The following is a 20,695-nucleotide window of genomic DNA, read 5'->3' as shown; positions in this document are numbered from 1 at the left end:
CACATATGACAGTCAGGCCGATCTGGCCCCTGGGAGATGACATGGCTTCGACCGCGCCGACCGCGACCGCTGATACGCTGAACCTCACGCCGCCCGATCCGGTGCCGGTGGTAGCGCCCGAAAAGGCGGCGGGACTGGTGCCGATCGACGAGGAAAAGCGATCCAAGCTGGACGAGAAGGTCGATGCCTTCATCGACGATCTGGTGGCGCAGGACGCCAATTCGCCTGCCTTCGGCCAGCGCGTCGACCAGCTGACCAATATGGGTCGCAAGGAAATTGCCGAGGCCGCCGGGCACAGCAACCGCTTCCTCGATCGGCCGGTGCGCGCGATGGACAGCGACAACAAGGTCGGCGCGGACCTCGCTGAACTGCGCCGCACGGTGGAGGATCTGGATCCCGGCAAGCGCGGCAGCCTGACCGCGCCCAAGAAGCTGTTCGGCATCATCCCGTTCGGCAACAAGATGCGCGACTATTTCGACAGCTACAAATCGAGCCAGACGCATATCAATTCGATCCTGGGATCGCTCGCCAGCGGCAAGGATGTGCTGATCAAGGATAATGCCGCGATCGACGTGGAACGCCAGAATATGTGGCAGACCATGGGCAAGCTGGAACAGATGATCCACATCAGCAAGACCATGGACGCGCGCCTCGAGTCCAAGGCGCTGGAGCTGGATTCGACCGATCCGACCAAGGCCAAGGCGATCCGCGAGAGCGCGCTCTTCTACATCCGCCAGCGCACCCAGGATCTGCTGACCCAGATGGCGGTCACGGTGCAGGGCTATCTGGCACTGGACCTGGTGAAGAAGAATAATGTCGAGCTGGTGAAGGGCGTGGATCGTGCCAGCACCACCACCGTCGCCGCGCTACGCACCGCCGTGACCGTGGCGCAGGCGCTGGTCGGCCAGCGGCTGGTGCTGGAACAGATCACCGCGCTCAACACCACGACGGCCAATATCATTGATTCGACCGGCGAACTGCTCAAGAGCCAGACCGCGCAGATCCACGAGCAGGCCGCCAGCAGCACCATCCCGATCGAGACGCTGCAGCGCGCCTTCCAGAATATCTACGACACGATGGACAATATCGACACGTTCAAGCTCAAGGCACTCGAAAACATGAAGACGACAGTCACTGTGCTGTCGAACGAGGTGGAAAAGTCCAAGGGCTATATCGCGCGCTCCGAGGGGCAAGCCCAGGCCGCCAAGGAAGCGCGCGCGGAAAACCCGCTGCTGAGCGCGATCGAGGGATAAGGATGCGCCCCACCCTGCCCCTTTTCCTGGAGTTGATGGCATGAGCCGGTCCGACCGCGTGCTGGCCGATGCCGAGGCGGTGCTGCGCCGCCATAGCGAGCGCGGCAAGAGCCTGACCAGCCGCGCGCGCGAACGGCGCAACGCATCGATCATGCGGCGGCTGGGCCGGATCGCGGGCGCCGCCTTCGCGATCATCATCGCGGCCATGATCGCGGGCTGGTTCATGCCGCTGGGCACCAGTGGCGTGATGATCGTGCTCGGCCTGCTGCTGATCACCACATTGTTCTTCGCGTTGTTGCCGGGCGAGCGGGCGGTCAGCCCGGACAAGCTGGCGGACACGGCGTTGACCGCCCTGCCGCTCAAGACCGAAATCTGGCTGGAGAATCAGCGCAAGGCGCTGCCCGCGCCAGCGGTCACCCTGGTCGACAGCATCGGCGTCAAGCTGGAGACGCTGGCGCCGCAGCTCGAACGACTGGGCGAGCAGGATCCCGCCGCGCACGAGATTCGCAAGTTGCTGGCCGATCATCTGCCCGAACTGGTCACCGGCTATCAGTCGATCCCCGCGCAGCTGCGCCGCGAGGAACGCAATGGCCGCGTGCCCGAGAAGCAGCTGATCGAGGGACTGTCGGTAATCGATGCCGAGATCGGCCGGATGAGCGAGCAGCTGGCGAGCGGCGATCTCGACAAGCTGGCGACCCAGAATCGTTTTCTGGAGCTGAAATATCAGGAGGCGAAGGAACTTGGCGCCTAGCGCCGTCTTCCTTCCTGCATGATCCACCTCACCCTCATCATCGTCGACTTCCTGACGGGCCTGCTGGCCGCCGGGGCCTGGGCGCTGGCCTCGGCCGGCGGCGCGATCGCGGCCGTGGTGGGCGGCGGGGTGCTGGGGCTATCGCTGTTCCGGCGCTGGCGACGGCGGGGCTGACAGCCGCTGCCTGTGCCGGAGGAGACCGGCGATCCCGCCCGCCTCCGGCACATCCACACTGCCTGATCTAGAAGCGGAAGGTCAGGTAGGTGGCGGCGTAATAGAGGTCGCGGCCGGGTTTGAACTTTTCCGACACGTCGCCATAGATGGTGTAGAAGCCCAGCGTCATGAACGGGTTGAGCGCATATTGGCCGGCCGCCGTCGCGCGCTTGCCGAAGAAGCGGCTGTCGCTTTCGTCGCCGCGCCGCAGCACCTGGCCGCCGAGAGAATAGACGCCATCCTTGGTGGAGGTGCGCCACAGACCTGCCACCGAGAGGTCGAGCGTCAGCTTTGCGGTCGGCTGGATCGACAGTTGCGGCTGGATGATCGTCAGATTATGCGGGCCAAGGTCGCCATTATAGGTGAGCGGCTTGGGGAAGAGTGGCGCATAGGTGCCGATCTTGCCGTCATTGGGGTTCTTGTCGCCCGAGCCGGCATCGACGCGCAGCGCCAGCTTGGGCTTCCATCCGCCCTGCCAGCCATAGGCGGCGGTGCCGGTGACATAATAGGCATCGATGTCGAGATCGCCGAACGAGCCCCATTGGCGGATGCCCTCGACATCGATGCTCCAGGCATCGCGCCTGCCGGCATAGCGCAGCGACAGGGTGCGGCGCTGGTCGCGGGCGGCGGCTTCGCTGTCGAAGGCGAGGCTGGCGCGGTCGGAAGAGACGAACAGTGCTTCGGCGCGGCCGGTGCGGGCACCGGCGCCGAAGCTGCGGCCGGCATGAAAGCCGGTCAGGTCATAATCATGGTTGGTTTTGTCATCGAAGGTGCCGAGCTTTTCCAGCACGGTATGACCGGTGAGGAAGCCGCCATCCCATGGTCCCTGGGTCGCCATGACGCGCAGCAGGTCGAGCGAGCGGCGAGTGTTGGCGCCTTCGCGCATGTCGAACACGGTCTGGTTGCCGATGCCGATTTCCTGCCGGCCGAGGCGGGCGGTGATGCGACCCTTGCCGACCGGGACATGCGCCTCGACAAAGGCCTGATTGAAATCGAGCCGGCCTTCCTCGATCGGGGCGACGACGGAATCGAGGCCGGTGCTGGTTGCATGTTCGAGATCGACGAAAGCGCGGAACAGACCTTCGACCTGGAGATCGCCCCAGATGCGGCTGCGCTGCTGGAAATTGCCATCATCATCCTGCGGGCCGCGGCCCCAGCGCTCGCCCAACCGCAGTTCGGGGCGCAGCCGCAGTTCGCCGCCGAGCGTCGCATAGGTGTTGCCGACGATCGGCAGATATTTGAGGCGGGTCCACAGGTTGGCGTCGCGCACGTCGCGGAAGCCGGAATAATCCTCGTCATGGTTGATCGGGCGGAAGGCGGGTTTGGGCGCCTTGGGCCGCTCGCTGGTCTGTGATGGCGGCAGTTGGGCTTCGGCCGGCGCCGCATCCTTCTGCGCGACGTCGACAGGAGCGGGCGGCGGGGACGGGGCGGCTTGTGCTGCGGAGGCGGCCAAGACGGGCGCCAGGAGATCGAACATGCATACTCTCCGAATTTGGGTTTTTCTGGTTATGCGGTGGCCTGGTCCGGCCGTTTTGCGACAAGGCTCTGGAGCAGGTGGACGGCGAGACCGAAGATCAGGCCCCAGAAGGCGGAGCCGAGCCCGGCCAGCGTCATGCCCGATGCGCTGACAGCGAAAGTGACAAGGGCGGCGTCGCGTCCTTGCTCGGCACGTAGCGCGGTGCTGAGCGAATTGGCGACGACCGGGAACAAAGCGAGGCCCGCCAGCGCGGCGATCAGCGTCTTGGGCAGGGTGGCGAACAGCGCCAGCACGGTGGCGGCAAAGGCGCCGAAGACGAGATAGGTGACGCCGCCCGCGATGCCGGCCATGTAGCGGCGGGCGGGATCGGGATGGGCGTCGGGGCCAAGGCAGATGGCGGCGGTGAAGGCGGCGAGGTTGAGGCCGTGGCAGCCGAACGGAGCCAGCGCGATCGAGGCGATGGCGCTGGTCGAGACGATCGGCCGGGCGGCGGGCTGGTCGTAACCGGCGGCGCGCAGGATGGCGATGCCGGGCAGGAACTGACCGGTCAGCGCGACCACCGCCAGCGGCACGGCGATGCTGGCGGTCGCGGCCCAGTCGAAGCGCGGCGTCGTCCAGACCGGCATGGTGAAGTGCGGCGTACCGATCGATCCCGACAGGCCGCCGCTGAGCGCGGTGATCGCGACGCCCGTTATCAGCACCGCGACCACGGCATAGCGCGGCGCCAGTACACGACCGGCGAAGAAGGCGGCGATCATCGCGATCAGCATCAGCGGCGCGGATGGCACGGCGCCAATCATATCGACAACGAAACGAAAAAGGATGCCGGCCAGCATCGCGGCGGTGATCGCGGCGGGCAGCCGCTGCATCAACCGGTCGAAGGCGCCCGACAGGCCGACCAGCAGCACAGCGAGATTGGCGATGATATAGGCGCCGATCGCGGTCGCGAAATCAGTCTGCGGCAGCATCGTCACCAGCAGCGCCGATCCGGGTGCCGACCAGGCGATGACGATCGGCACGCGCCAGCGCCAACTGAGCGCGATGCCGAGCAGGCCACTGCCGATCGAGATCGCCCAGATCCAGGAGGCGACGAGGGCGGGTTCGAGGCCCTGCGCCGCCTGGAAGATGATCACCAGCGGGCCGGCATAGGATATGGTGGTGGCGATGATCCCGGCGATGATCGCCGGGATCCAGCCGGTCTGGCTTGCAGTCATGATGGTCCGATCACGCCGCCAGGGCGTAGCTTTCCCGGTTGGCCTGCTGGCGACGGCTCAGCATGAAGACCAGGGTGGCCAGCACCGAGACGAGGCCCGGAATGGCGAAGGCGACGAAGTTGAGCGTCATCGGCAGTTGCGCCGCGAGCAGCACGCCGCCCAGCATCGGCCCGACGATCGCGCCGACCCGGCCCATGCCCGATGCCCAGCCAAGTCCGGTCGAGCGCACCGACAGGTCGTAGAAATCGGCGACGCTGGCATAGAGCAATATCTGCGTGCCGGTGGTACCGGCGCCGGCGACGAAGATCAGCAGATAGAGGATCGGCATCGGTCCGTTGAGGCCGAGCAGGCTGATGCAGATCGCGCCGAGCAGGAAATAGGCGATGACCACCTGGGGCAGGCCGAACCGGTCGGCCAGGCGTCCGCCGGCGATCGCGCCGAACATGCCACCGAAATTGAGTGCCAGCAGGAAGGACAGGCTGGACCCGAGGCTGTATCCGGCGCTGCGCATCAGCTGTGGCAGCCAGGAGCCGAGCGCATAGACCATGAGCAGGCAGCAGAAGAAGCAGAGCCACATGGACAGCGTGCCGAGCGTGCGATTGTGCTGGAAAAGGGCGGCGATGCTGGTTTTGGCGGCAGCGCCCTGCGGCTGGATCAGCAGGCCGTCGAGGCGCTGGCCGGGCGACAGCCGCTGGAGGATGGCGCGGGCCTGTTCCTGGCGCCCCTGCCGGACGAGGAAGCCAGCCGATTCCGGCAGGCCGCGCAGGACGAGCGGCAGGAGGATGAGCGGCACGGCGGCGGCAAAGAACATCGCCTGCCAGCCGAACAGCGGCAGCAGCCAGATGCCGAGGCCCGCGGCCGCCATGCCACCCACGGCATAGCCGCTGAACATCAGCGCGACGAGCGTGCTGCGCATCCGCTTGGGCGCATATTCATTGGTCAGTGCGACCGCATTGGGCATCAGCCCGCCACAGCCAAGGCCGGCAAGAAAGCGCAGCACGCCGAACATGGTTGGCGTCGTGGCAAAGCCGTTGACGAAAGTGGCGGCGCTGAACAGCGCGAAGCAGATGGTGATGCAGGTCTTGCGGCCGATCCGGTCGCCCAGAGGACCGAAGAAGAGCGCGCCCGACATCATGCCGAACAAGGCCCAGCTGGCAAGCGACCCGGCCTGCGGGGCGCTAAGTCCCCATTGGTCCATCAACTGCGGAAGGACGACGCCGTAAATGAAGACGTCATAGCCATCGACTATAAGCAGGATGGCACAAGCAATGATGATCTTGAGATGTAGGTTTCCGAACCTGGCTTCGTCGATGTGACGATTTATATCGATACCCTGCATATCGATTCCTCTCCCTTATTGATGGGTATGATTTCCCGGGAAAGTGAAGGACATGCAGGGCGGCGCCAAATACCAATTAAGTCCCGTTGAAATACGCTCTCATGACCGTCATTTTGGAAGCGGAGCCGCACAGAACCTACACCAAAACTGAGGTCCGGTGTAATTGAAACTGATGATGCACCTGATGGGTGTGCCGCGAGCCGATCGACGACGATTGATCATGCTCTCATCCGCGGATTGACTACCGCATTTCCCATTTCCGTCGTGGGCCTTCCTCTCTCTAAGCACGGGCATCGGTCGAAACCTGCCCCAACGTACGCCGAGGGTTACCCATCTTGCCTGGTCTTCGCGGCACGCCCATCAGGTCCAATAACTTGAGATGCCGTCGTCATGCGGGCTGCATACGTCGCCCGATGTCCCAGACAAATCCCACCAATTCGCGAGCGATCGCCGTGATGACCTTCGGCAAGGGCTTCCCGGACGCAGCCAACATCCGGTAGCGCTGGCACAGTCGGACTTGTGCTTTCCAGGCGATGGCTTTGACTTCATCCGGCAGTCCCTCGACCCGGGCTCGATAGCGGCGTTCTTCCCGCGCTGGCAGTCGATAGGACCAGGCCGCCTCCACCAACATTGCTCGCGCTTCGCGGTTGCCGGTCTTCGTTATTGCGCCTCGGCGCGTCCGGGCACCACTCGACGCTTCAGACGGGACCAGCCCCAGCCAACCCATGAGCTGTTTTGGGGTATCGAACCGACCAAGGTCGCCTATTTCTGCAACTAAGGTGGCGGCGACAATCAAGCCGACACCCCGCAAGGCCTGCAGAGCCTGAACCAACGGCGCCAGCGACCAATAGGGCAATGCCTCCACCAGCATTGCATCCAGTCGGTCGCAGCGCTGCTGTGCTTCCTCGATCCGGCGGATGCTCTCGCCGAATACGAATTGCTGGTGAGGTGCATCAAACGCCTGCTCACCGAGCCAGCGCCAGTGCGCCTTGGTCCAATTGGATCGACCGGCGAACTTGCGCCCATGGCGCAGAAGGAAGCTCAACAACATCTGCCGGCCAGCAACCAAATCGTGTTTCGCCTGGCGTCGCCCACGAATCAGATCACGGATAGCCTCGTGTGCCTCGTCCGGGACCCAGATCGCCGTCAATTCACCAGACCGTAGCAATCGGGCGAGCGTCATCGCGTCACGTCGGTCGGTCTTTATCCGGTCCGCAGGTTTGCGCGGCATGACCGATGGCGCAATCACGCTACATTCCGCCCCCAGATCGACTAACTGACGATGAATTCCGTAGCCACAGCCGCCTGCTTCATAACAGAAATGCAGCGCGACATCCGGGCTGCTCAGTCGGGCCACCAGACGCCGGATCGAATCCTGCGTGTTGGGTATGGTCCCGTAGAACCGGATTTCTCCAGTCCGACCGTCATCGGCGAGCGCAACTGCAATCGTCTCTTTATGGACATCGAGACCGACAAACTTGCTGATCGACATTGTCCTTCTCCTTCCTGACAAGCTGAGCTTACGCCCCACCTGCCTCGAAGCGCGAGGCGAATGACGGTCATTGGGTCTAAGGGTATGGCGGGCGCTTCGGTGGCTTCAAAGCTCCTCGGTCAGGGCGGCCGGCACCTCATAGCCCCATTGCGCATATTGGCGCGCGATCACCGACGCCATCAGCGCCAGTTCGGGTGAACGGTCGCCGGGGCGGTGGCTCATGATGATCGGGGAGGTGGCCGGCTCGATCAGGTCGCGAAAGGCGACATCGTGGCTGCGGGCGCGATGGACCGATTCGGGGACGATCGCCATCCCCTCCTGCGCCGCGACCAGGCCGATGGCGATCTGCAGTTCACGCGCTTCATGGACGATGCGCGGTTCGATCGCATGGTCGCGGAACAGCGATATGACCTGGTCGGCATAGCTGGGGCGCGGCGCGCGTGGATAGATGATTTGCGGCTCGTCGGCCAGATCACGGATCGAGATCGGTCCTTCGCCGCGGGCCAGCGGGTGGTCCATCGGGAAGGCGGCGACCATCTTCTCATTGCGCAGGATGATGCGACGGACGGCAGTATCCTCGAACCGGATGCGGCCGAAGCCGACATCGATGCGTCCGTCCTTCAATGCGGCGATCTGTTCCAGGGTGGTGCTTTCCACCATGACCAGTTCGACGTTGTCGGCGACCTTGCGAAATTCGCGGATCAGTTCGGGCAGGCGGGCATAGATGGTCGAGGCGACGAAGCCGATCACCAGCCGCCGGCGCTGGCTGGTGGCGGCGGTCTTCACCATCGTCTCGACATCCTCCATCCGCGCCAGCAACTGCAGCGCCTGGGCGTGGAGCAGGCGCCCGACATCGGTCAGCCGCAGCGGGCGGCTGGCGCGGTCGAGCAAAGGCGCGCCGACATGCGCCTCCAGTTGCTGGATCGCACGGGACAATGGCGGCTGGGCAATATGCAGCCGGTCGGCGGCGCGGTTGAAATTGCCTTCGTCGGCCACCGCCACGAAATAGCGCAAGAGGCGCAGGTCTATCACTGACTTATACCTCCAGAGTATGGCCCCTTAACCGCATTGATCTTTGAAACCGGCGCAGACGAGGCATAGCTATCCCATGAAACGTAAGCATTTGGGAGAGTCGCCGCAATGGCTGGATTTAGCCACGCCGATACCTTCATCGTCGATGTGCCGACGATCCGCCCGCATGTGCTGGCCATGGCGACCATGCACGCCCAATCGATGGTGATCGTCCGCCTGACCGATGCCGACGGTATCGAGGGGATTGGCGAGGGCACCACGATCGGCGGCCTCAGCTATGGCGAGGAAAGCCCCGAAAGCATCAAGTCGGCGATCGACACCTATATCATCCCCGTCCTGGAAACCTGCGACCTGGCGCAGGTCGGCGCGACCATGGCCAAGGTCGCCCGCTGCGTGCGCGGCAATCATTTCGCCAAATGCGCGGTCGAAACCGCGCTGCTCGACATGGCCGGCAAGCGGCTGGGCATCGCCGTGTCCGAACTGATCGGCGGTGGCCGGGTGCGCGACAGTCTGCCCGTCGCCTGGACGCTGGCCAGCGGCGACACCGCGCGCGACATTGCCGAGGGCGAGGAGATGCTCGACCGCCGGCGCCATCGCATCTTCAAGTTGAAGATCGGCAAGCGCGAAGTGCGCGACGACGTCGCCCATGTCGGCGCCATCTGCAAGGCGCTGGGCGACCGCGCCAGCGTGCGCGTCGACGTCAACCAGAACTGGTCGGAGGCGCAGGCCAAGATCGGCATGGCCATGCTGCATGATGTCGGCTGCGACCTGGTCGAACAGCCGATCGCTGGCGACGCGATCGCCGCAATGGCGCGCCTGTCGAAGAACCAGCCGGTGCCGCTGATGGCGGACGAGGCATTGAATGGTCCGCGCAGCGCGATGCGGATCGCCTCGGCCCATGCTGCCAGCGTCTTCGCGCTCAAGATCGCCCAGTCGGGCGGCCTGTTCGCAGCGGCTGACGTGGCCGCGATCGGCACGGCGGCCGGCATCGGCCTTTATGGCGGCACAATGCTGGAGGGCGGTGTCGGCACGGTCGCGTCGGCCCATGTCTTTGCCACCCTGCCGGACCTTGCCTGGGGCACCGAATTGTTCGGTCCGCTGCTCCAGACCGAGGACATATTGCGCGATCCGCTTGGCTATGCCGACTTCTCGCTCGCCGTGCCGACCGGGCCGGGCCTGGGCATCGCCTTTGACGAGGACAAGCTCGCCTTCTTCCGGCGCGATCGCACGTCGCCGATCCTTCACGCCGTTACCGCAGGAGCCTGAAACCCATGCTGTTCATGGTCGAAATGGACGTCAACATCCCGCTGGATTTCGATGCGGCGGAAGCCGCCAGGATCAAGGCCGCGGAAAAGGCCTATTTCCAGACGCTGCAGGCCGCCGGCACCTGGCGCCATATCTGGCGCAAGGTCGGCCTCTATTCCAACGTCTCGATCTTCGATGTCGAGAGCAATGCCGCCCTGCACGACACGCTGATGGCGCTGCCGCTCTACCCCTTCATGACGATGAAGATCACGCCGCTCTGCCGCCATCCGTCCTCGATCCATGAGGATGATCGCTGATCGTCCGACACAGACCGCAAAGCTTAAGAGAGAAAAATATGGGTACCAGCTTCGTAGAAACACCGGAAATCCAAAACCTGCTCGACCGTGTCGCGGGGCTGGACTGCGACGGTGGCAACGCCCGCATGAAGGGCATCGTTCGCGACCTGATCCAATCCTGCATGACCGTCATCGCCCGCTATGATGTCAGCGAGGATGAGGTGTGGAACGCCGTCAACTTCCTGCAGGGCGCGGCGGGCGCGGGCGAACTGGGCCTGTTGATGCCGGGCGTCGGCCTGGAACATTTCATCGATCTCTATATGGACGCCAAGGATGCCGAGGCCGGCAAGTCGGGCGGCACCCCGCGCACGATCGAAGGGCCGCTCTATGTCGAGGGCGCGCCGATCGTCGAGAGCGGCGCCTATCTGACCGACGATGCCGACGATACCGACACGCTCTACATGACCGGCCGCATCATCGGCCCCGATGGCGAGGCGGTGACCGACGGGCTGGTCCATGTCTGGCATGCGGACTCGCACGGCTTCTATTCGCATTTCGACCCGACCCATGAACAGACGCCGTTCAACAATCGGCGCCGGCTGAAGATAGCGGCGGACGGCACCTATGCCTTCTCGTCGAAGATGCCGAACGGCTATTCGGTGCCGCCGGGCGGCGCGTCCGACACGCTGATGAAGGCGCTCGGCCGGCACGGCAATCGCCCCGCCCATGTGCATTTCTTCATCGAGGCGCCCGGCTATCGCCGCCTGACGACACAGATCAATTTCGGCGACGATCCGTTTGCTGCCGACGATTTCGCCTTCGGCACCCGCGAAGGGTTGCTGCCGGTGCCGAACCGCCAGGGCGACAGCGCGCATATCGCCTTCGATTTTCATCTGCAGCGCTCGGACGATGAGGGCGACGAGGCCTTCTCGACCCGCAAGCGGCTGGTGGTGGATGCCGTCGAACCGGTCACGGAACCGGCCTGAGAGGAGAGAGGATCATGACCAGCCCCATGGCTTTCCTGCGCGACCGTGTTGAAACTGCGGTCGTGGACGATCCGGAAACCGGCATCTTTCGCTGCCGCCGCGACGTCTTCACGGACCCGGAACTGTTCGATCTGGAGATGAAATATATCTTCGAGAGCAACTGGGTCTATCTGGCCCATGAGAGCCAGGTCGAGAAGAAGAACGACTATTTCACCACCTGGATCGGCCATACGCCGGTGATCCTGACGCGGGCCAAGGATGGCGGCCTCAATTGCGTGGTCAATGCCTGCGCCCATCGCGGCGCCAAGCTGTGCCGCCGCAAGCGTGGCAACCAGCCGCTCTTCGTCTGCCCCTTCCATGGCTGGAGCTTCAAGACCGACGGCAAGCTGTTGCGCGCCAAGGATGCCAGCACCGGCGCCTATCCCGACAGTTTCGATCATGAAGGGTCGCACGACCTGACCAGGGTGCGGGTCGAAAGCTATCGCGGCTTCATCTTCGGGTCGCTCAATCATGATGTCCTGCCGCTGGAGGATCATCTGGGCGAGGCCAGGGTCATCATCGACCAGATGGTCGATCAGGCGCCCGAGGGTCTGGAAGTGCTGACCGGCAATTCCACCTACACCTTCCATGGCAACTGGAAGATGCAGATGGAAAATGGCTGCGACGGCTATCATGTCAGTTCGGTCCACGAAAATTACCAGTCGACCATGGGCCGCCGCGCCGAGGGCGGGACCAAGGCGGTCGACGCCAATGGCTGGTCGAAGGCACCCGCGAGCGGCGTCTATGGCTTCGAGCATGGCCATATCCTGCTCTGGACGCAGGTGCTGAACCCCGAGGTCCGGCCGGTCTGGAACTATAAGGACCAGCTGGTCGAGCGACTGGGGGAGGACAAGGCCCGCTTCATTCTGGAGCAGACGCGCAATCTGGCGCTCTATCCCAATGTCTTCCTGATGGACCAGTTTTCGACCCAGATCCGTGTCGTCCGCCCGATCGACGTGCATACGACCGAGGTCACCATCTATTGCTACGCCCCCAAGGGCGAGAGCACCGAAGACCGCGCCCATCGCATCCGCCAATATGAGGATTTCTTCAACGTCACCGGCATGGGCACGCCCGACGATCTGGAGGAATTTCGCAGCTGCCAGTCGGCCTATGAGGGGGCTGGCGAATTGTGGAATGACTTGAGCCGTGGCGCGACCCGCTGGATCGCCGGGCCGGACAGCAACGCGACCGCCATGGGCATGAACCCGCTGCTGTCCAGCGAACGTAGCGAGGATGAAGGCTTGTTCGTGCGCCAGCATGAATTCTGGGCGCAGATCATGCTCGACGGCATGGCCCGCGAAGCCGGTGCGCCGATGATGGAGGCCGCAGAATGACACTGGTGCTCGACACGAAGCGCGCGGCGCTCTCCTATCAGGATATCTGCGCCTTTCTCTATCGCGAGGCACGGCTGCTCGACGATCGCGAACTGGACGCATGGCTCGAATGCTATTCGGAACAGTGCGAATATTGGATGCCGGCCTGGACCGACGATGACGCGCTGACCACCGATCCGCACAGCGAAATCTCGCTCATCTATTATGGCAACCGCAAGGGGCTGGAGGATCGCGTCTATCGCTTGAAGACCGAACGGTCGTCGGCGAGCACGCCGGAGGCACGCACCTCGCACTTCCTGGCGAATATCGAGGTGATCGAGACGCGGAGCGATGCGATCGACCTGCGCTACAACTGGCACACGATGAGCCATCGCTACCAGAAGACGCAGCAGTTTTTCGGAACCAGCTTCGTCACGCTGGACATCAGCGGCGCGGCGCCGAAGATCCTGAAGAAGACGATCGTCCTCAAGGACGACTATATTCATCAGGTCATCGACGTCTATCATATCTGAGGGGCGGGCGATGATCTTCCAGGGACGCTTCGCCGGCAAGGTGATGGTCGTGACCGGCGCGGCGCAGGGTATCGGTGCCGGTGTCGCCACCCGTGCCGCGGCCGAGGGCGCCAGCCTCGTGCTGGTCGACCGGGCGGACTTCGTGACCGATGTCGAGCAGGCGATCGTCGCGGCCGGTGGCAAGGCGATTTCGGTCACCTGCGACCTTGAAACCTATGAGGGCGCGGCGCAAGCGATGGCGGCGGCAATCGCGGCGCTCGGGCGCATCGACATCCTCATCAACAATGTCGGCGGCGCGATCCGCATGCGGCCCTATGCGCAGTTCGAGCCGGATCAGATCGATGCGGAAATCCGTCGCTCGCTGATGCCGACCCTCTATTGCTGCCATGCGGTCCTGCCCGCGATGCTGGAGCAGGGGGCGGGGACGATCGTCAACCTGTCGTCCAACGCCACGCGCGGCATCCGCCGCGTGCCCTATTCGGCGGCCAAGGGCGGGATCAATGGCCTCACGCAAGCACTGGCGATGGAGTATGCGGAGGCGGGCATCCGTGTCGTCGCAACCGCGCCCGGCGGCACCAGCGCGCCGCCGCGCCGCGTGCCGCGCAATGCCGAGGGCGACAACCGCCAAGAACAGGGCTGGATGGCCGAGGCGGTGGAACAGGTGACATCGTCGGCCTTCATGAAGCGCTACGGCACGCTGGACGAGCAGATCGCCCCCATCCTTTTCCTCGCCTCCGACGAGGCCAGCTATGTGACCGGATCGGTCCTGCCCGTTGCGGGCGGCGATATCGGCTGAAGGGACTGAAGACATGCAGAAAATCTACGACAGCCCGGCGCAGGCCCTTGATGGCCTGTTGTTCGACGGGATGACGATCATGTCGGGCGGCTTCGGCCTGTCGGGCAACCCCGAAAGCCTGATCCCGGAAATCCGCGCGAGCGGCGTGAAGGATCTGACCGTCATTTCCAACAATGCCGGCGCCGACGGCTTTGGCCTGTGGATGCTGCTGGAAAGCCGGCAGGTCCGCAAGATGATCTCGTCCTATGTGGGCGAGAACAAGCTGTTCGAAAGCCAGTATCTGTCGGGCGAGCTGGAATTGGAGCTGAACCCGCAGGGGACGCTGGCCGAACGTATCCGTGCCGGTGGCGCCGGCATCCCGGCCTTCTACACCAAGACCGGCGTCGGCACGGTGGTGGCCGAGGGCAAGCCGGTCGAGAATTTCGAGGGCGAGGACTATGTCCGCGAAACCTGGCTGCGCGCTGATCTGTCGATCATCAAGGCCTGGCGCGCCGACCCCGCGGGCAACCTGATGTTCCGCAAGACCGCGCGCAACTTCAACCCGAACATGGCGACCGCCGGCAAGGTGACAGTGGTGGAGGTCGAGGAAATCGTGCCCGAGGGCAGCTTCGACCCCGACTGCATCCATACGCCGGGCATCTATGTCGACCGCATCGTCCTTTCCACCATCAACGAGAAGCGGATCGAGAAGCTGACTGTTCGCGAAAGGGAGACCGCCTGATGCCTTGGACCCGCGACGAGATGGCGGCGCGCGCCGCGAAGGAACTGCGCGACGGCTATTATGTGAACCTTGGCATCGGCATCCCGACTCTGGTGGCGAACCATGTGCCCGAAGGCGTCAACGTGACGCTGCAATCCGAAAACGGCATGCTCGGCATCGGTCCCTTCCCGTTTGCGGGCGAGGCGGACCCGGACCTGATCAACGCCGGCAAGCAGACGATCACCGCGCTGCCGACCAGTAGCTTCTTCTCCTCGGCGGACAGTTTTGCGATGATCCGGGGTGGCCATATCGACATGGCGGTGCTGGGGGCGATGGAGGTGGCCGCCAATGGCGACCTCGCCAACTGGACCATCCCCGGCAAGATGGTGAAGGGCATGGGCGGCGCGATGGATCTGGTCGCGGGCGTCAAGCGCGTGGTCGTGGTGATGGACCATGTGTCGAAAAATGGCAGCCCCAAGATCCTCAACGCTTGCACCCTGCCGCTCACCGGCAAGGCGGTGGTCGACCTCATCATCACCGACCTCGCCGTGATCGCCGTCGATCGGGCGAAGGGCGGCCTCACCCTTGTGGAACTGGCCCCCGGCGTCACCGAAGCCGAAGTGATCGAGAAGACCGGCGCGCCGCTGGCGATCCTCGAAAACGCATAAGACTGGAATTTACCGTGCCCAATCTGATCGTCGTCAACCGTGCGGGGGACGAAACGACCATTGATGCCCGTGAAGGCGTCTCCGTGATGGAGGCTATTCGCGACAATGGCTTTGACGAACTGCTGGCCTTGTGCGGCGGCTGCTGTTCCTGCGCGACCTGCCATGTCTTCGTGGATGAGGCCTGGATCGAGACGGTCGGCGCGGCCAGCGGCGACGAGGATGATCTGCTCGATTCCTCCGACCATCGCGGCGATCGGTCGCGCCTGTCCTGCCAGATCATGATGACGGCCGCGCTCGACGGGCTGCGCGTCGCCATCGCGCCGGAGGATTGAGCATGGCCTTCATCCTGCGTCCCGGCGCCACTCTTTACTGGAAGCGCGATGGGCGCGATGACGCGCCCGCGCTGCTACTGCTGAACAGCATCGGCACCGACATGGATTTGTGGGACGGCGTGCTGCCGCATCTGCGCGATCGCTTCGCGGTGCTGCGGATCGATGCGCGCGGCCATGGCGCCACGATCGCCGAGCCGGGTGATTATGCGCTCGCCATGCTGGCCGACGATGTGCTGGCGGCGGCCGATGCGGCCGGCTTCGATCGCTTCTACGTCGCGGGCGTCTCGCTGGGCGGCATGATCGGCATGGAACTGGCGCTGCGGGCGCCGGGCCGGGTCGAGAAGCTGTTGCCGATCTGCACATCCGCGACGATGGACAGCGCCTCCTGGAACGACCGTATCGCCAAGGTGCGGGGCGAGGGCATGGCCGCCATCGCCGATCTTGCCATGGGTCGTTTCCTGTCCGAGGCTGCCGAGCCGGCCATCTATGAAACGGTGCGGCGCCAGCTGCTGGCGATGGATGCAGAAGGCTATGCCGGTTGCGGCGCGGCGATCCGCGACATGGACTTGGCCGATCGGATCGGCGGCATCGCCTGTCCGACCCTGGTCGTGACCGGCACCCGCGACACATCGACACCCCATGAAGGGCATGGCGAGCATCTGATCGCCCGCATCCCCGGCGCGGCGCATGTGGCGCTGGAAGCCGCGCATCTGGCCCCGCTCGAAGCGCCTGAAGCGCTGGCGGGCGCCATCACCTCTTTCCTGGAAAGCTGAGACATATGGCACAGGCCTTCATCTGCGATGCCGTCCGCACCCCGATCGGCAAGCTCAACGGATCGCTGGCGACCATCCGTGCCGACGATCTGGCGGCGCTGCCGCTCAAGGCGCTGATGGCGCGCAATGGAGGAGCCGACTGGTCGGCACTGGACGATGTGATCCTGGGCTGCGCCAATCAGGCGGGCGAGGATAATCGCAATGTCGCGCGCATGGCGGTGCTGCTGGCGGGCATGGGCGAGGCCGTGCCGGGCGTGACCGTCAATCGGCTCTGCTCCTCGGGCCTTAATGCGCTCGGCATGGCCGCGCAGGCGATCCGCAGCGGCGACGCGGATTTCCTGATCGCCGGTGGCGCAGAAAGCATGACCCGCGCGCCCTATGTGCTGGGCAAGGCCGGCAGTGCCTTTGGCCGCGACCAAAGAATAGAGGACACGACGCTCGGCTGGCGCTTCATCAATCCGGCGATGCAGGCCGCCTATGGCGTCGATACCATGCCCCAGACTGGCGAGAATGTCGCCGAACAATGGGGCGTCAGCCGCGAGGAGCAGGATCGCTTTGCCCTGGCCAGCCAGGAAAAGGCCGCACGCGCGCAGGCGAGTGGGCGCTTTGCCGCTGAGATCGCGCCGGTCTCGATCCCGCAGAAGAAGGGTGATCCCCTGCTGTTCGAGGCGGACGAGCATCTGCGCGCCACCAGCCTGGAGGCTCTGGCGAAGCTGAAGCCGGTGGTGAAGGCCGACGGCACGGTGACGGCGGGCAATGCGTCAGGCCTGAATGACGGCGCGGCGGCGATGCTGGTCGCGTCGGAAGCGGCTGCGGTGACGCACGGCCTGACGCCGCGTGCTCGGGTGATCGGCATGGCAGCGGCCGGCATCGCGCCCCGGATCATGGGTGCCGGCCCGATAGAGGCGGCGCGCAAGCTGCTCGCCCGCAACGACATGACCGTCGATCAACTGGATGTGATCGAACTCAATGAGGCCTTTGCCAGCCAGGCGATCGCCACGCTGCGCGACCTGGCCGTCGATCCGTTCGACCCGCGCGTCAATCCCAATGGCGGCGCGATCGCGCTCGGCCATCCGCTCGGCATGTCGGGCGCGCGCATCGCGCTGTCGGCGGTCGAGGAACTGCATCGGACCGGTGGGCGCCATGCGCTGGCCTTCATGTGCATCGGCGTCGGCCAGGGCCTCGCCGTGCTGCTGGAGCGGGTGTGATGGAGATGGAACGGGCCGATATCGTCATCGTCGGGGCTGGCCATGGCGGCGCGCAATGCGCGATCGCGCTGCGCCAGAACGGCTTTGCCGGGAGCATCATGGTGGTCGGCCGCGAGCCGGAATATCCCTATGAGCGGCCGCCGCTGTCGAAGGATTATTTCGCGCGCGAAAAGGCATTCGAGCGGCTGCTGATCCGGCCGCCCGCCTTCTGGGCTGAAAAGGATGTAAACTTCCTGCTCGGCACCGAAGTGACGGTGGTCGATCCGGCGGGCAAGCAACTGACGCTCTCCGACGGACGCAGCCTTGGCTATGGCAAGCTCATTTGGGCGACCGGCGGCGATCCGCGCCGGCTGAGCTGCGCGGGCGCCGATCTGGCCGGCGTGCATGCGGTGCGGACCCGCGCCGACTGCGACGCGCTGATGGCGGAAATCGATGCCGGCAAGCGCGAGATCGTGGTCATCGGCGGCGGCTATATCGGGCTTGAGGCGGCCGCCGTGCTGAGCAAGATGGGCCTCAAGGTCACTTTGCTGGAAGCGCTGCCACGCGTGCTGGCGCGGGTGGCGGGCGAGGAGTTGTCCGCCTTCTACCAGCAGGTCCATTGCGACCATGGCGTCGACCTGCGCCTGGATGCCAGGGTCGATTGTCTGGAGGGGGCGGACGGCCAGGTGACGGCGGTGCGGCTGGCGGATGGCGAGCGCATCCCCGCGCAGGCGGTGATCGTGGGTATTGGCATCATACCGGCGGTCGAGCCGCTGATCCGGGCCGGGGCCAAGGGCGCCAATGGCGTCGATGTCGATGCCGGGTGCCGGACCTCGCTGCCCGACATCTATGCCATCGGCGACTGCGCCGCCTTTGCCTGCGACTTTGCCGGCGGGCAGGTGATGCGGGTGGAATCCGTCCAGAATGCCAATGACATGGCGACCTGCGTGGCGAAGGCGATCTGCGGCGACGAACGCCCCTATCGCGCCTTCCCCTGGTTCTGGTCGAACCAATATGATCTCAAGCTCCAGACCGCCGGGATCAACGCAGGCTTCGACCAGACGGTGATGCGCGGCACGCCCGCCGACGGCGCCTTCTCGATCGTCTATCTCAGGGACGGCAAGGTCATCGCGCTCGACTGCGTGAACAGCGTCAAGGACTATGTCCAGGGTCGCAAGCTGGTCGAGAATGACGTGCAGATCGATATCGACCGGCTTTCGGATAGCAGTGTCGCGCTCAAGGACACCGTCCGCGCGACACCGGCTGCCGTCGACTAAGTGCAGGCGATCGCCGTGCTCCCATGGCGGCGGCGGTCGCTCACGGGCCGATCATGACCATGCCAAGGGCGTGGCCACGGCACCCGATGCGGCTGTGGCCACGCCCTTATCAATCCACGACATAGGGCGAGCCTGACCTGGTTCCGAAGCCCGGTGCAGGTCTCCGCCCGCCCCTATGCGCGCGCCGGATTGGTTGCTTCAATCACCTCGCATTCGGTTTGTGCGCCCGATAATATCGGCCCGGCCACAACTTCGCTTTGCAGAAGGTCCGGCAGCTCGTCTAAAGGCAGGCCGTCAGGATCTGAAACACAATGAATTATCGCCATTCCTTCCATGCGGGCAACAGCGCCGATGTCGTCAAGCACAGCCTGTTGATCGCCCTGATACGGGCCTTGCAACACAAGCCGGGCGCGCTCACGCTGATCGACACCCATGCCGGTTGCGGCCTGTACGACCTTGGCGGCGATGCCGCTCAACGCACCGGCGAGGCGACGCAGGGCGTGCTGCGGGCCTTTGCCGACCAAAACCCCTTGCTGGACGACTATCGCGCCGCCGTGCGGGCGGTGAATGTGGGGGACGAGCCGCAGCTTTACCCCGGCTCGCCGCGGTTTCTGGCACAGCTTTTGCGCCCGCAGGATGTCCTGATCCTCAACGAGAAGCACCCGGAAGACGCTTACACCCTGCGCGGCGTGATGCGCGGGACCAGCGCTGCCGTGCATGAACGCGACGCCTACGAATTGTGGCTGGCCATGGTGCCGCCCCGCACCGCACGCGGCGTGGTGGTGGTCGACCCGCCCTATGAGCAGACGGACGAACGCGCCCGCATCACCGCCACCCTCGCCGCCGCGCAGCGCAAATGGGCGCATGGCGTGACGGTAATCTGGTTTCCGCTGAAAGACTACGCCACGCATGCGCGGTGGAAGGCGCAGTTGCGCAAGCTCGGCATCCCGAAATTTCTGTGCGTGGAGCATTGGCTATATGATAGCGAGCAACCCGGCATCTATAACGGTGCGGGCCTTTTCATCGTCAATCCGCCCTACGCTTTCACGCAGGCATTACCGCCCATGTTGGAGGCCTTTCGCGCGACGTTGGCACCCGAAGGGCATCGGGGCGAGATTCTCGCCGATTGGTTGAGCGACTAGGATAAACCCAAGCCCACTCTTCATCCAGAGCGAGCATTGCTGCGCTCCAGATTGCAGGCAGACTGGATCGGGCTGATCGCTTCAACACGAAGTTCGCCGATCATATCGCCAAAGCCGCAGCCCGCAGGCATAAGGAGGCGGCAGAGATGATGCGCCTCCAACAGCCCATCCCTTCCCGGAATTGTGCAGCGCACAACCGCGCTTCGTTGAGCATTCCGACACCTCATCCGCTCCGCATTCCGCTAATGGAGCCGGATGAACGGGATAGAATGAGGCAACGCCGGAAACGGCGGCTTTCTAGCGCTTTCCGTCAATCGCCGGTTTTGCTGGATACCCGTGCGAACGAGTAACTGGCAGAGAGAGAGAGAGAGAGAGAGAGAGGCTGAGCAATAACCCATATCCACATGACAGGTCCGGATGCTTTCATCGCCGCATGGGCAGACTGCCTTGGATGACATTCCCGACTGAGAATCCGAGCCTTCGCTCCCCCCTTTGAACGCCTTGCTCCTAGCGCCCCTTAAACTTGAAGCCATCTCTCTCATTTGTGCAGCCGATTCCATTCAGTATGATTGTCATACAATATTGACGGATGATGGCGAGCGCCTATGCTGGTTGAGCAAGCTTCTTCAGCAGC

Annotated in this window: 21 protein-coding genes; 16 read left to right on the top strand and 5 right to left on the bottom strand. The window is 64.4% G+C overall.

Translation table 11 applies throughout. The features are described 5' to 3' along the window. The first annotated feature begins 41 nt into the window (after positions 1–41). Genes HH800_RS24580 through HH800_RS24570 form a run of 3 tightly spaced genes read left to right on the top strand, consistent with a single transcriptional unit; the run spans position 42 to position 2,178 of the window. Positions 42–1,253 carry a toxic anion resistance protein gene (locus HH800_RS24580; RefSeq protein WP_004210135.1) on the top strand — a complete coding sequence of 404 codons (1,212 nt, stop codon included), beginning with the start codon at positions 42–44 and terminating at the stop codon, positions 1,251–1,253. Positions 1,254–1,293: 40 nt separating this feature from the next. Continuing rightward, complete coding sequence (locus HH800_RS24575; RefSeq protein WP_169862981.1) at positions 1,294–2,004, top strand: hypothetical protein; 711 nt, start codon at positions 1,294–1,296, stop codon at positions 2,002–2,004. Between the two features lie 18 nt (positions 2,005–2,022). Next, positions 2,023–2,178 (top strand): hypothetical protein, encoded by a 156-nt coding sequence (locus tag HH800_RS24570; RefSeq protein WP_004210133.1) that lies wholly within the window; start codon positions 2,023–2,025, stop codon positions 2,176–2,178. Between the two features lie 67 nt (positions 2,179–2,245). On the opposite strand, the gene HH800_RS24565 is transcribed toward HH800_RS24570, so the two are convergent. The 5 genes from HH800_RS24565 to HH800_RS24545 form a co-directional block, all read right to left on the bottom strand. Continuing rightward, entirely contained in the window at positions 2,246–3,694 is a 1,449-nt protein-coding gene (locus HH800_RS24565; protein WP_169862979.1) for an alginate export family protein, read from the bottom strand. A 29-nt stretch (positions 3,695–3,723) separates the two neighbouring features. Then, positions 3,724–4,908, bottom strand: coding sequence for a benzoate/H(+) symporter BenE family transporter (locus HH800_RS24560; protein WP_169862977.1), 1,185 nt, complete (start codon positions 4,906–4,908; stop codon positions 3,724–3,726). Between the two features lie 10 nt (positions 4,909–4,918). Continuing rightward, complete coding sequence (locus HH800_RS24555) at positions 4,919–6,247, bottom strand: MFS transporter (protein WP_169862975.1); 1,329 nt, start codon at positions 6,245–6,247, stop codon at positions 4,919–4,921. A gap of 388 nt (positions 6,248–6,635) precedes the next feature. Further along, entirely contained in the window at positions 6,636–7,739 is a 1,104-nt protein-coding gene (locus tag HH800_RS24550; RefSeq protein WP_015063481.1) for an IS110 family transposase, read from the bottom strand. 105 nt (positions 7,740–7,844) lie between these two features. Further along, complete coding sequence (locus HH800_RS24545; RefSeq protein WP_169863440.1) at positions 7,845–8,768, bottom strand: LysR family transcriptional regulator; 924 nt, start codon at positions 8,766–8,768, stop codon at positions 7,845–7,847. A gap of 111 nt (positions 8,769–8,879) precedes the next feature. Between HH800_RS24545 and HH800_RS24540 the strand changes: the two genes are divergently transcribed. The 13 genes from HH800_RS24540 to HH800_RS24480 all read left to right on the top strand — a co-directional run bounded on the left by HH800_RS24540 (position 8,880) and on the right by HH800_RS24480 (position 20,061). Then, a complete protein-coding gene (locus tag HH800_RS24540) occupies positions 8,880–10,037 on the top strand; it encodes a muconate/chloromuconate family cycloisomerase (protein ID WP_169862973.1) in 1,158 nt (385 codons plus the stop codon). Positions 10,038–10,042: 5 nt separating this feature from the next. Further along, the gene (gene catC / locus HH800_RS24535; protein ID WP_037511893.1) at positions 10,043–10,333 is read left to right on the top strand and encodes a muconolactone Delta-isomerase; all 291 of its coding nucleotides are present in this window, start codon (positions 10,043–10,045) and stop codon (positions 10,331–10,333) included. A gap of 38 nt (positions 10,334–10,371) precedes the next feature. Beyond that, the gene (locus HH800_RS24530) at positions 10,372–11,298 is read left to right on the top strand and encodes a dioxygenase (protein WP_169862971.1); all 927 of its coding nucleotides are present in this window, start codon (positions 10,372–10,374) and stop codon (positions 11,296–11,298) included. Between the two features lie 26 nt (positions 11,299–11,324). Then, positions 11,325–12,674 carry a Rieske 2Fe-2S domain-containing protein gene (locus HH800_RS24525; protein WP_169863439.1) on the top strand — a complete coding sequence of 450 codons (1,350 nt, stop codon included), beginning with the start codon at positions 11,325–11,327 and terminating at the stop codon, positions 12,672–12,674. After that, a complete protein-coding gene (gene benB, locus HH800_RS24520) occupies positions 12,671–13,186 on the top strand; it encodes a benzoate 1,2-dioxygenase small subunit (RefSeq protein WP_169862969.1) in 516 nt (171 codons plus the stop codon). The genes HH800_RS24525 and benB overlap by 4 nt, the downstream gene beginning before the upstream one ends. 10 nt (positions 13,187–13,196) lie before the next feature. Further along, a complete protein-coding gene (gene benD, locus HH800_RS24515; protein WP_169862968.1) occupies positions 13,197–13,982 on the top strand; it encodes a benzoate diol dehydrogenase BenD in 786 nt (261 codons plus the stop codon). Between the two features lie 13 nt (positions 13,983–13,995). Then, positions 13,996–14,703 (top strand): CoA transferase subunit A, encoded by a 708-nt coding sequence (locus HH800_RS24510; protein WP_169862966.1) that lies wholly within the window; start codon positions 13,996–13,998, stop codon positions 14,701–14,703. Further along, positions 14,703–15,350 (top strand): 3-oxoacid CoA-transferase subunit B, encoded by a 648-nt coding sequence (locus HH800_RS24505; protein WP_169862964.1) that lies wholly within the window; start codon positions 14,703–14,705, stop codon positions 15,348–15,350. The genes HH800_RS24510 and HH800_RS24505 overlap by 1 nt, the downstream gene beginning before the upstream one ends. 14 nt (positions 15,351–15,364) lie before the next feature. Continuing rightward, positions 15,365–15,682, top strand: coding sequence for a 2Fe-2S iron-sulfur cluster-binding protein (locus HH800_RS24500; RefSeq protein WP_169862962.1), 318 nt, complete (start codon positions 15,365–15,367; stop codon positions 15,680–15,682). A gap of 2 nt (positions 15,683–15,684) precedes the next feature. Further along, on the top strand, positions 15,685–16,455 hold the full coding sequence (gene pcaD, locus HH800_RS24495; protein WP_169862960.1) for a 3-oxoadipate enol-lactonase: 771 nt from the start codon (positions 15,685–15,687) through the stop codon (positions 16,453–16,455). A 5-nt stretch (positions 16,456–16,460) separates the two neighbouring features. Then, positions 16,461–17,663 (top strand): 3-oxoadipyl-CoA thiolase, encoded by a 1,203-nt coding sequence (gene pcaF, locus HH800_RS24490; protein ID WP_169862959.1) that lies wholly within the window; start codon positions 16,461–16,463, stop codon positions 17,661–17,663. 5 nt (positions 17,664–17,668) lie between these two features. Next, on the top strand, positions 17,669–18,919 hold the full coding sequence (locus HH800_RS24485; protein ID WP_169863438.1) for an NAD(P)/FAD-dependent oxidoreductase: 1,251 nt from the start codon (positions 17,669–17,671) through the stop codon (positions 18,917–18,919). Between the two features lie 311 nt (positions 18,920–19,230). Beyond that, positions 19,231–20,061, top strand: a complete 831-nt coding sequence (locus tag HH800_RS24480) for a 23S rRNA (adenine(2030)-N(6))-methyltransferase RlmJ (RefSeq protein ID WP_169862957.1) — start codon at positions 19,231–19,233, stop codon at positions 20,059–20,061. Positions 20,062–20,695 lie beyond the last annotated feature (634 nt).

Origin of the sequence: Sphingobium yanoikuyae (assembly GCF_013001025.1) — a bacterium.
Classification (GTDB): domain Bacteria; phylum Pseudomonadota; class Alphaproteobacteria; order Sphingomonadales; family Sphingomonadaceae; genus Sphingobium; species Sphingobium yanoikuyae_A.
The sequence above is the reverse complement of the archived record's forward strand: the minus strand, read 5'-3'. Positions and strand labels throughout refer to the sequence as shown.

Coding starts and splice junctions, on each gene's coding strand:
- HH800_RS24580 (WP_004210135.1), top strand. CDS start 42: ATGGCTTCGACCGCGCCGACCGCGACCGCTGATACGCTGAACCTCACG.
- HH800_RS24575 (WP_169862981.1), top strand. CDS start 1,294: ATGAGCCGGTCCGACCGCGTGCTGGCCGATGCCGAGGCGGTGCTGCGC.
- benD (WP_169862968.1), top strand. CDS start 13,197: ATGATCTTCCAGGGACGCTTCGCCGGCAAGGTGATGGTCGTGACCGGC.
- HH800_RS24570 (WP_004210133.1), top strand. CDS start 2,023: ATGATCCACCTCACCCTCATCATCGTCGACTTCCTGACGGGCCTGCTG.
- HH800_RS24550 (WP_015063481.1), bottom strand. CDS start 7,739: ATGTCGATCAGCAAGTTTGTCGGTCTCGATGTCCATAAAGAGACGATT.
- HH800_RS24485 (WP_169863438.1), top strand. CDS start 17,669: ATGGAACGGGCCGATATCGTCATCGTCGGGGCTGGCCATGGCGGCGCG.
- benB (WP_169862969.1), top strand. CDS start 12,671: ATGACACTGGTGCTCGACACGAAGCGCGCGGCGCTCTCCTATCAGGAT.
- HH800_RS24480 (WP_169862957.1), top strand. CDS start 19,231: ATGAATTATCGCCATTCCTTCCATGCGGGCAACAGCGCCGATGTCGTC.
- pcaD (WP_169862960.1), top strand. CDS start 15,685: ATGGCCTTCATCCTGCGTCCCGGCGCCACTCTTTACTGGAAGCGCGAT.
- catC (WP_037511893.1), top strand. CDS start 10,043: ATGCTGTTCATGGTCGAAATGGACGTCAACATCCCGCTGGATTTCGAT.
- HH800_RS24555 (WP_169862975.1), bottom strand. CDS start 6,247: ATGCAGGGTATCGATATAAATCGTCACATCGACGAAGCCAGGTTCGGA.
- HH800_RS24530 (WP_169862971.1), top strand. CDS start 10,372: ATGGGTACCAGCTTCGTAGAAACACCGGAAATCCAAAACCTGCTCGAC.
- HH800_RS24525 (WP_169863439.1), top strand. CDS start 11,325: ATGGCTTTCCTGCGCGACCGTGTTGAAACTGCGGTCGTGGACGATCCG.
- HH800_RS24565 (WP_169862979.1), bottom strand. CDS start 3,694: ATGTTCGATCTCCTGGCGCCCGTCTTGGCCGCCTCCGCAGCACAAGCC.
- pcaF (WP_169862959.1), top strand. CDS start 16,461: ATGGCACAGGCCTTCATCTGCGATGCCGTCCGCACCCCGATCGGCAAG.
- HH800_RS24505 (WP_169862964.1), top strand. CDS start 14,703: ATGCCTTGGACCCGCGACGAGATGGCGGCGCGCGCCGCGAAGGAACTG.
- HH800_RS24540 (WP_169862973.1), top strand. CDS start 8,880: ATGGCTGGATTTAGCCACGCCGATACCTTCATCGTCGATGTGCCGACG.
- HH800_RS24510 (WP_169862966.1), top strand. CDS start 13,996: ATGCAGAAAATCTACGACAGCCCGGCGCAGGCCCTTGATGGCCTGTTG.
- HH800_RS24560 (WP_169862977.1), bottom strand. CDS start 4,908: ATGACTGCAAGCCAGACCGGCTGGATCCCGGCGATCATCGCCGGGATC.